11 protein-coding genes and 1 pseudogene are annotated in these 8,340 nt (G+C 56.3%); 11 read left to right on the forward strand and 1 reads right to left on the reverse strand.

The genetic code is table 11. The features are described from left to right. The first annotated feature begins 372 nt into the window (after nucleotides 1-372). The 6 genes from ACQ4N7_RS29610 (at nucleotide 373) to ACQ4N7_RS29635 (ending at nucleotide 4,813) form a co-directional block, all read left to right on the forward strand. Nucleotides 373-1,611, forward strand: a complete 1,239-nt coding sequence (locus ACQ4N7_RS29610; RefSeq protein WP_430715020.1) for an RNA polymerase sigma factor — start codon at nucleotides 373-375, stop codon at nucleotides 1,609-1,611. A 95-nt stretch (nucleotides 1,612-1,706) separates the two neighbouring features. After that, entirely contained in the window at nucleotides 1,707-2,096 is a 390-nt protein-coding gene (locus ACQ4N7_RS29615) for a YciI family protein (RefSeq protein WP_430715021.1), read from the forward strand. 158 nt (nucleotides 2,097-2,254) lie between these two features. Then, complete coding sequence (locus ACQ4N7_RS29620; protein WP_430715022.1) at nucleotides 2,255-2,977, forward strand: DUF899 domain-containing protein; 723 nt, start codon at nucleotides 2,255-2,257, stop codon at nucleotides 2,975-2,977. A gap of 90 nt (nucleotides 2,978-3,067) precedes the next feature. Further along, complete coding sequence (locus ACQ4N7_RS29625) at nucleotides 3,068-3,544, forward strand: DUF1579 domain-containing protein (protein WP_430715023.1); 477 nt, start codon at nucleotides 3,068-3,070, stop codon at nucleotides 3,542-3,544. 164 nt (nucleotides 3,545-3,708) lie between these two features. After that, nucleotides 3,709-4,065, forward strand: coding sequence for a YciI family protein (locus ACQ4N7_RS29630; RefSeq protein ID WP_430715024.1), 357 nt, complete (start codon nucleotides 3,709-3,711; stop codon nucleotides 4,063-4,065). 463 nt (nucleotides 4,066-4,528) lie between these two features. Further along, on the forward strand, nucleotides 4,529-4,813 hold the full coding sequence (locus tag ACQ4N7_RS29635) for a hypothetical protein (protein ID WP_430715025.1): 285 nt from the start codon (nucleotides 4,529-4,531) through the stop codon (nucleotides 4,811-4,813). 244 nt (nucleotides 4,814-5,057) lie between these two features. Here the strand turns inward: ACQ4N7_RS29635 and ACQ4N7_RS29640 are convergent, their stop codons facing one another. Next, complete coding sequence (locus tag ACQ4N7_RS29640) at nucleotides 5,058-6,023, reverse strand: GUN4 domain-containing protein (protein ID WP_430715026.1); 966 nt, start codon at nucleotides 6,021-6,023, stop codon at nucleotides 5,058-5,060. A gap of 174 nt (nucleotides 6,024-6,197) precedes the next feature. Here ACQ4N7_RS29640 and ACQ4N7_RS29645 point away from each other — a divergent pair, with 174 nt between their 5' ends. The 5 genes and pseudogenes from ACQ4N7_RS29645 (at nucleotide 6,198) to ACQ4N7_RS29665 (ending at nucleotide 8,196) form a co-directional block, all read left to right on the forward strand. After that, nucleotides 6,198-6,392: a type II toxin-antitoxin system VapB family antitoxin gene (locus ACQ4N7_RS29645; protein WP_430715027.1), complete on the forward strand. Its 195-nt coding sequence runs from the start codon at nucleotides 6,198-6,200 to the stop codon at nucleotides 6,390-6,392. Nucleotides 6,393-6,496: 104 nt separating this feature from the next. After that, nucleotides 6,497-6,574 (forward strand): annotated as a pseudogene (locus tag ACQ4N7_RS29650) (PIN domain-containing protein); the annotation flags it as partial. Between the two features lie 16 nt (nucleotides 6,575-6,590). Continuing rightward, on the forward strand, nucleotides 6,591-6,830 hold the full coding sequence (locus ACQ4N7_RS29655; RefSeq protein WP_430715028.1) for a hypothetical protein: 240 nt from the start codon (nucleotides 6,591-6,593) through the stop codon (nucleotides 6,828-6,830). Nucleotides 6,831-6,851: 21 nt separating this feature from the next. Beyond that, a complete protein-coding gene (locus ACQ4N7_RS29660; RefSeq protein WP_430715029.1) occupies nucleotides 6,852-7,031 on the forward strand; it encodes a hypothetical protein in 180 nt (59 codons plus the stop codon). A gap of 85 nt (nucleotides 7,032-7,116) precedes the next feature. Continuing rightward, a complete protein-coding gene (locus ACQ4N7_RS29665; protein ID WP_430715030.1) occupies nucleotides 7,117-8,196 on the forward strand; it encodes an L-dopachrome tautomerase-related protein in 1,080 nt (359 codons plus the stop codon). The last annotated feature ends 144 nt before the right edge of the window (nucleotides 8,197-8,340 follow it).

The raw sequence follows: 8,340 nt of genomic DNA on the forward strand, positions 1-8,340 counted from the left end.
CGGAGTTGTTTGCTCAGGTGCGCTCACTGGTGAACACGGCTCGCCGTCAAGGCATTTCTGCCTTCGAGGCTATTTCTCGTGCCCTTACCTCACAGCAGGCTGATTGGCTACTGAGTTGAGCAATTACATCCCCAGAGATTGGCTTACTGCTGCGAGCGTCTCATCTCTAAGCCGAAATTAAGGCGGTGGGCAGTGCCCACCCTACGGCAGATCAGGGCTTCTGGCGATCTGCGCAGGTTAATTTCAGCTCGTTTTAGTGACAAACCTTGTATTTTCCATCACCGACCTCCTTGCAGTCGATGACAATATAGTGCAATTGAACTATAGTAAACTCGACTGTGACGGCAAGCTTTGAGGTCACGAGCATCAGCCATGAATGAACCTAACCAGGTACAGAGACAGGTTGAGGCCGTTTACCGCGCTGAGTCGCGGCGAGTGTTCGCCACGCTAATTCGGCTGCTGGGCGACTTTGACCTAGCCGAAGAAGCCCTGCACGATGCCTTTGCCGTCGCGATGGAGCAGTGGCCCCGCGATGGGACTCCGACCAATCCGCGCGCGTGGCTGGTTTCGGTAGGCCGTTTTAGGGCCATTGACACCATTCGACGGCGCACCCGCTTCGACGCCTCCCTGGCCGAGTTGGCTGAGCGCATCAATACCGCTGAGCCCGATGTCAACACCGATGAAGATGTCGAAGACGATCGCCTGCGGCTGATCTTTACCTGCTGTCACCCCTCGCTGCCCCAGGAAGCCCAGGTAGCGCTCACCCTGCGAGAAGTTTGCGGCCTCAAAACCGAAGAAATTGCCAGCGCCTTTTTAGTTGCGCCCCCCACCCTGGCCCAGCGGATTGTGCGGGCCAAGGCCAAAATTCGCGCGGCGGGCATTCCCTACCAGGTGCCGTCGATAGACGATTTGCCCGATCGCTTAGATACCGTTTTGCAGGTTATCTATCTGGTGTTTAACGAGGGCTATGCGGCCTCCTCTGGCCCCTCGCTGACTCGGGCCGACCTCTCAGGCGAAGCGATTCGGCTGGGGCGACTGGTCATGGAGCTACTGCCCAACTCAGAGGCAATGGGGCTGCTGGCGCTGATGCTCTTGCAAGAGTCGCGGCGGGCGGCCCGCACCTCCCCTACAGGCGATTTGATCTTGCTGGCCGATCAGGACCGCAGCCGGTGGAACCAGGCCCAGATTGCCGAAGGGCGAGCCCTGGTGCAGCAGGCCCTGTCGTCGCAGCAGATTGGCCCCTACGCGCTCCAGGCCGCGATCGCCGCCGTACATAGTTCGGCCCCCAGCCCCGCCGCCACCGACTGGGCGCAGATTGTGGGCCTCTACAGCCTGCTCGCTCAGATCGAGCCCTCCCCCGTGGTGCAGCTCAATCGGGCGGTGGCCGTGGCCATGCGCGATGGCCCCCAGGCGGGTTTGCAGCTGCTGGATGAGATTTTGGCCCAGGGTGATCTGGCCGACTACCACCTGGCCCATGCGGCCCGAGCCGACCTGTACCGGCGGCTGGGAGCAAACGCTGAAGCTAAAGCGTCTTACCAACGGGCGCTAGAGCTGGTCAAGCAGGAACCCGAGCGCCGATTTTTAGAAAGTCGCCTGCGCGAGCTGGTCTGATTTAAAGAAATTTTTTGCCTCGCTGTCGATCTGCGGTCTCGCCAAACGACTACTCCACAAAGGTGACCAATTCAGACCCACGTTTGGAGGCAACCATGAAATTTATCTGTCTGGGCTACTTTGACGAAGCGCAGTGGGACCGGCTCTCTACAGCCGAACAGGCGGCTTTGATGGCCGAATGCTTTGCCTACGACGACGAGCTCAAGCGCGGCGGCCACTTTTTGGGTGGAGAAGCGCTGCAAAGCGTTAAGAACGCGGCCACGCTGCGCTACCAGAACGGCAAAGTGACCATCACCGACGGCCCCTTTACCGAAACCAAAGAGCAGCTCGGCGGCATTTTGATGCTGGAGGCGCGTGACCTCAACCACGCCATTCAGCTGATGTCGCACCATCCGGGCGTGCGCAACGGCCCCTTCGAGATTCGCCCCGCCGACGAAGAGATCAACGCTCAGGTCAACCAGGGCAGGATTGCTGAAATAGCGTAAGCATCGCCAGGACTGCCCCACCCTGCGGGAAGCAAGCTACATCCCCAACCCTTCTCCCCAGGGTGAGGGGCTGCCCTTCAATCGGCAATACCCCAGGTCAAAGCCCTAAAAACCAATCTGCACTAACTCAATCGCAGCACCTGTAAGGAGAACTCACCATGATAACCAAAACTCTCGCCCATCCCCCCGTGGTGTCAACCGACATCTGGCTGGCCGAGCGCAAGGCGCTGCTGGCCGACGAAAAGGAGCTGACCAAACAGCGCGATCGCGTCAATGCCAAGCGCCGCCGCCTGCCGATGGTCAAGCTAGAGAAAACCTACCGCTTTGACGGCCCCACCGGGCCAACCACGCTGCTCGATCTGTTTGAGGGTCGCCTGCAGCTGCTGGTCTACCACTTTATGTTTGCCCCCGAGTGGGACAACGGCTGCTCCGGCTGTACCGGCCTGGTCAACGCCCTGGGCGATCTGAGTATGCTGGGCGATCGCGACACCACCCTGGTGCTCGTCTCCCGCGCGCCGCTGGCCAAGCTTGAGGCCTACAAAGCTCGCCACCAGTGGACACTACCCTGGGTTTCATCCTTTGACAGCGACTTCAACTACGACTTCCACGCTTCGCTAGATCCAGCGGTGGCTCCGATGCAGTACAACTACCGCGACCTGTCCAGTCTAGACGAGCAGGAACATTACACCGCTGGCGAACGCCACGGCATGAGCGTGTTCTTTCGCATTGATGACGATGTTTTTCACACCTACTCGACCTATGCTCGGGGGTGCGAAGGCCTAACCGACGCCTACAGCCTGCTCGACCTGACCCCCTACGGTCGCCAGGAAGACTTTGAAGAGTCTCCTTCCGGCTGGCCGCAGCAGCCCACCTACGGATAAAAGCATCGGTAAACGGGGTGGGGCCGAGTAACAAAACCCATGTGTCCACCCCTTTCAGCCATCCCTCTCAACAAATCTAGGAGAAACATTATGCAACTTGAACCTCAAACGGAACACCAGTGGCTCGATAAACTCGTTGGCAAATGGGTCAGCGAATGCGAATGCAGCATGGGGCCTGAGCAGCCCCCCGCCAAAACTCGCGGCACCGAGGTGGTGCGCAGCCTGGGCGGGGTCTGGGTGGTGGCCGAAGGCGAGGGCGAAATGCCCGACGGCGACACCGGCACAACCATCATGACCCTGGGCTACGACCCGCAGACCCAGCGCTACACCGGCACCTTTGTCGGCTCGATGATGACCCATCTCTGGATCTACAGCGGCACGCTCAATGAGGCCAGGACAACCCTCACCCTAGAAACAGAGGGGCCTAATTTTGGCGAAACCGCTATGGCCCCCTACAAAGACATTATTGAGTTTGTTGACGACAATCACCGCGTCATGACCTCACAAATTTTGTCTAACGATGGCCAGTGGCACCAGTTTATGACCGCCCACTACTATCGACAGTAGCCGCTTTTATACTGAATCCGCCTTGACTGCCCCCGGTTGGGCTGGGCAAACACCGTAGAGCCTCTGGCTCGGCTGCGCCTATGCCCTACGCAAGTCGCCTCTTGGAAAATCGGGGTTATGCAATTTGGATCTGGTATTACTCCATTAACGTTGGGAGCTAAACCATGAAATACATGCTGCTGATTTACAGCGACGAAAATGCCTGGACCGACGACGAGCAGGAGCGCTGCTACAAAGAGTCGGTGCAGCTAACCCAAGACCTGCACGCCAGCGGCAAATACCTGGGGGCCTCCCCCCTGCACTCGGTGGCGACCGCTACCAGCGTGCGGGTGCGCGACGGCAAGCGCCTGGTGACCGATGGCCCCTTTGCCGAAACCCGAGAGCAGCTGGGCGGTTACTTCTTAATTGACGCGCAGGATTTGGATGAGGCGATCGCGATCGCCGGACGCATTCCCTCGGTGTATAAAGGCACGGTCGAAATTCGCCCCATTGTAGAGCTGACCGGGTTGCCTGCTGATTAGCAGCAGCAAGCCAAACCTCTCATTGGCGACTGATAAAACTTATGCGCAGATCCTCCAAAAATCCCTCTCCCTAAATCCCGCTCCCTGAGGGAGAGGGACTTTGAAATTCGGCTCCCCTTCTCCCAAGGGAGAAGGGGTTGGGGGATGAGGGGGAAACTATTCGCTACCCAACATTAAGGTTCACAACGACAACCCACTCTGTAGCAATTTTGACTTGCTTAGGGTCTCTGGATAGAGTAGATTACCGATTTATAGCTGTGAGCGTGCAGCTTGTCTTCCCAAAAATTTGGTCAAACGGTACCGGAAGGTGTTGGAGCACCAACCGGCACCTAACCCCTTCGACAGATCGGAGCTGTCTCGGAGGCTAGGGCTATTATTGCCCAGGCCGCCCCGTACTGCACATGTCTGGGGCGGCCAAATTTTTGGGGCTTCCTAACCATCCGTTTCTTTGGAGGAAACCCCAATGTTGTGTTTGCCATATCTGTTGTCGTCGGCCCGTCAGCGGCAGACGACGAGCCCGCTGCTGCTGGCCAATTCTGAATCTCAGCCAGGGCGCGATCGGTTGCGCCATCTGATAATCGGTTCACCCGAGGGGGTACGGGGGGCAATTAACTACCTGCATCTGCTGAACTACGCCGAACAGCGAGAGTGGAGCCAGCTGGTGACGATTCCCGAGTCGGGGATTGTGATTACCCCAGCGCAGGGAGAGGTGTTTAGTTTGTTGAGCCGCGATCGAGCGATCGATTGATCCAGACAGTTCCTAGATTCATCGGTGCATAGAAAGCACCATCGTAGGGTGCATTCGCGCCAGCAATGCACCCAATCCATACATCGAGAAACTTGCAAGATGTAAGCGGTGCATTGCGCCCAGGGAGATCAATTGCTTTGAGCCACATGGGGCTTTAGCCGCGAATGCACCCTACGCTGCAAGCCTGCCCGATTTTCCATAGGGAGGAGAGCCAAAATAATGCTTTTGGATCGGGCTGAAGCGCTTATCTGCTATATTTTGCAAGTTTCGATGCGAGAGAAGAGAACCTTCTTCCCCTAAGCCCAAAAATCCCTCCCCAAACCACCAAACACGGAAATTCGCCCACGGGAGATTTTTTGGGGTTTGCTACTAGTTCGTCGTACTTCAAATAGCGAGTTGCCTTTGCGTCTTGCCAACCTACCTTAACGCAAAATTTGTCCCAAACTTTGCCGCCTGATGTAGGGCTGCCAAACTCCTGCCAAATCTTCTTTTGTATGCTGAAGCCAAATTTGCCGTTACTATGTTTCACCCACAAGCGATCGATCGTCAGCAGATCAGTATAGGGAAAATTCCGTAACTCGTCGGGAGTAAAGTAGTTGCCTCGTTCTTTGCCCACAGCCCTAATCATTGTGTTGTAGGTTTCTTCATCCGCCTCTCGCCACTTGCCATCTCTTAGCAGGTCGCGCAGCTTGCGGTAATCAATGCCTTTTTCGGAGCTGAGGTCATCTTCTTGGGCAGCTTGTGGGATTACAGATGGGCTAGTGGGCGGTGCCCACCCTACAGGGGTATCGGTGGCGACCGCTTGAAGCGGCAGGGTGTGGGCAATATCGACAGATGCAGGAAAATGGGTTCGCAGGGTGTTAAAAAAACGGGCGGGCGGGAGCTTGCCGTTTGTAGCATCGGCAGTTTGCAGGGCGGCAACTGAGAGCCAGCGGCGACCTTCAATCAGAATGGGGTAGATGGGTTTCTTTAGCTCTAGTGCCAAGCTCAACTCGCACTGCACCCAATGAGACGCTTCAGAGCGGGGCGTCATCACCACCACAAAGACCTGACACTGCTCCAACTGATCTTGAATCACGCGGGGCCAGGTCGTGCCGTAGTCGATGCGATCATCAAGCCAGACGGGCAAGTTGTGAGTTTCTAACGCCTGAGCTAGCAGGCTAACGTAAGCCTGGTCTTGGCGACTGTAGCTGATGAAAATGAAGCTCATTGGGGCAGGGGAGGCGTCTCACCCAGTTTAGCCCTGGTTCGAATGATTAAGCCTCGTCATTCTCGTAACCGCGCTGGTCTTACCTACTGGCACTGCACCGACTCCGCCAAAACCGCATAGGTCATAATAGGGTTTAGTCTCAAAGCTTCAGAAAGCCCCGATCTGGCTAAACCTATGAAAACCAATATCGACATTGACGACGCCCTTATGGCCGATGCCCTCCAGGCCACTGGGCTAGATGCTACCGACAAAGTAATCGAACTAGCCCTTAAAATGCTGATTCAAATCAAACGACAGGAGGCAATCAAACCTTTTCGAGGCCAGCTCTTGTGGGAAGGCGATCTTGACACCATGAGAACCGATTCATGATTCTGGTCGATTCCAGCGTATGGATTGATTACTTTAACGGCCAATCTACATCCCAAGTTGACAACCTTGATTAGCTCTTGGAGACGCAGCCGTAGGTCACAATAATGGATAAACCCTACCGAATCTATCTCGACGTTTGCTGCCTAAACCGCCCCTTCGATGATCAAACTCAACTTCGCATTCATCAAACACTTAACTATGGCAACTACCCAACGAGAAATGATTCAAAAGGGATATCAAGCCCTGGTCGCTGCCCTTGGTTCTGTAGATGCCATCCGGTTTATCCAACACTTTAGTCCTGGCAAAGGTGACTACACAAAAGACCGTCACCTGTGGCTCGACCAGATTACCGAAGAAGACTTCTTGGCTCAAATCAAGCAAGCCCAAGACGTTAATGCCGATAAAAACTTCGAGAATTACGAAGAAATTATTGAATAGGCAGTATTGGAGAAAGCCACTATGCCAGAGCTAAGCTTCAGCGAGACCCAGCTCAAAGAGCTGATCAAAGCTGCCATCCTAGAAATCCTTCAGGAGCGACGAGATCTATTTCAGGGCTTAATCGCTGAAGCCCTAGAAGATCTAACTATGGTTGAAGCCATTGACGAAAGCAAAGACTCTGAACGGCTGCTTGACTGCTAAAGTCATCCGCCACATCTACCTTTGCGGGTAGATTCACTCTCAGCCCAATCAATACGACGATGTGGGCGATGTATCGCTAAACCCCATGCAACGCCTCTTTCCCCTTGCGCTGTCTGCCGCCCTGCTGACCACAGTTGCGATCGCCCGCACCGCCCTGGCCCAACCCTCGCTCGAAGTCGTCGCCGAGCTACAGCAGGCCCCCGGCAACCTAACCGTCACCCCCGACGGCCAGCTGATTATGTCACTGCACCAGTTCTACAACCCGCCTTACCCCGTTGCCCAGTACGACAACGGCGCGATCGCACCCCTGCTGCCCCAGGCAACCAGCCCCGTTTCCGCCAGCGTACTAGGCCTGCTCAGCGACAGCAGCGGCATTGTCTGGCTTCTGGATAATGCTATGGGCAGCGATCGCCCCCCTCAGCTAGTCGGGTGGAATCTGCAGCAAAACACCCTCCACAAAACCATTTCTCTGGCCGATGTCACCCCCGCTGGTTCGTTCATCAACGACCTGCGCATTGACGAAACCACCCAGACCGCTTTCATCACCGACCCCGCCAGCGGCAACAACGCCGCCCTGATCGTCGTAGACCTGGCGGCGGGAACCGCCCAACGGGTGCTAGAGGGCCACTACAGCGTTACCCCAGAACCGATTGATCTATTTGTTGAGGGCAATCCGCTGCTGCGGCGAACCCCAGAGCGCACCTATCAGCGCCCGCAGGTCGGCGTCGATGCCATTGCCATGGACGCCAACAACGAATGGATTTACTACGGTGCTCTGCACGGCACCAGCCTCTACCGCATCCGCACCGCCGACCTGAGAGATGGGTCGCTGAGTGCAGCAGAACTGGCCAGCCGCGTCGAGAAGTACGCCGACAAGCCCATCTGTGACGGCATTTTGATGGATGGCGCTGGTAATATCTACCTGGGCGAACTGGCCGCCAATGCGATCGGCGTGATCACCCCCGAGCGGGAATACCGCCGTTTAATTGAAGACCCGCGCCTCAGCTGGGTCGATGACTTTGAGTTCTCTGCCGACGGTCAAACCATCTACGCCGTCACCAACCGGCTGCACCTATCGGCCCCGCTCAATGCAGGGGTAGAATCTGGCACACCGCCGTTCTACATCTTTGCGTTTGAACCCCTGGCCCCCAGAACTCAGCCGTAGTACAGGGGCATCCCACCTTTGCAAGTTAACCCCCCTCATCCCCCACCCCCTTCTCCCTAGGGGCTACTAAGTACACACAAATGAGTCCTGAGCTATTGACCATCCCTCAAATATGGCCTCAAATTTCTTGAGTCCTTGGCTCAA

The sequence above is a fragment of the Nodosilinea sp. AN01ver1 genome (genome assembly GCF_050565655.1).
In the GTDB taxonomy this organism is placed as follows: domain Bacteria; phylum Cyanobacteriota; class Cyanobacteriia; order Phormidesmidales; family Phormidesmidaceae; genus Nodosilinea.

What these genes read in the sequence shown, in the direction of transcription:
- ACQ4N7_RS29655 (WP_430715028.1), top strand. Translation starts at nt 6,591, where the DNA reads ATGGCAACTACCCAACGAGAAATGATTCAAAAGGGATATCAAGCCCTG.
- ACQ4N7_RS29640 (WP_430715026.1), bottom strand. Translation starts at nt 6,023, where the DNA reads ATGAGCTTCATTTTCATCAGCTACAGTCGCCAAGACCAGGCTTACGTT.
- ACQ4N7_RS29635 (WP_430715025.1), top strand. Translation starts at nt 4,529, where the DNA reads ATGTTGTGTTTGCCATATCTGTTGTCGTCGGCCCGTCAGCGGCAGACG.
- ACQ4N7_RS29630 (WP_430715024.1), top strand. Translation starts at nt 3,709, where the DNA reads ATGAAATACATGCTGCTGATTTACAGCGACGAAAATGCCTGGACCGAC.
- ACQ4N7_RS29665 (WP_430715030.1), top strand. Translation starts at nt 7,117, where the DNA reads ATGCAACGCCTCTTTCCCCTTGCGCTGTCTGCCGCCCTGCTGACCACA.
- ACQ4N7_RS29645 (WP_430715027.1), top strand. Translation starts at nt 6,198, where the DNA reads ATGAAAACCAATATCGACATTGACGACGCCCTTATGGCCGATGCCCTC.
- ACQ4N7_RS29615 (WP_430715021.1), top strand. Translation starts at nt 1,707, where the DNA reads ATGAAATTTATCTGTCTGGGCTACTTTGACGAAGCGCAGTGGGACCGG.
- ACQ4N7_RS29660 (WP_430715029.1), top strand. Translation starts at nt 6,852, where the DNA reads ATGCCAGAGCTAAGCTTCAGCGAGACCCAGCTCAAAGAGCTGATCAAA.
- ACQ4N7_RS29610 (WP_430715020.1), top strand. Translation starts at nt 373, where the DNA reads ATGAATGAACCTAACCAGGTACAGAGACAGGTTGAGGCCGTTTACCGC.
- ACQ4N7_RS29625 (WP_430715023.1), top strand. Translation starts at nt 3,068, where the DNA reads ATGCAACTTGAACCTCAAACGGAACACCAGTGGCTCGATAAACTCGTT.
- ACQ4N7_RS29620 (WP_430715022.1), top strand. Translation starts at nt 2,255, where the DNA reads ATGATAACCAAAACTCTCGCCCATCCCCCCGTGGTGTCAACCGACATC.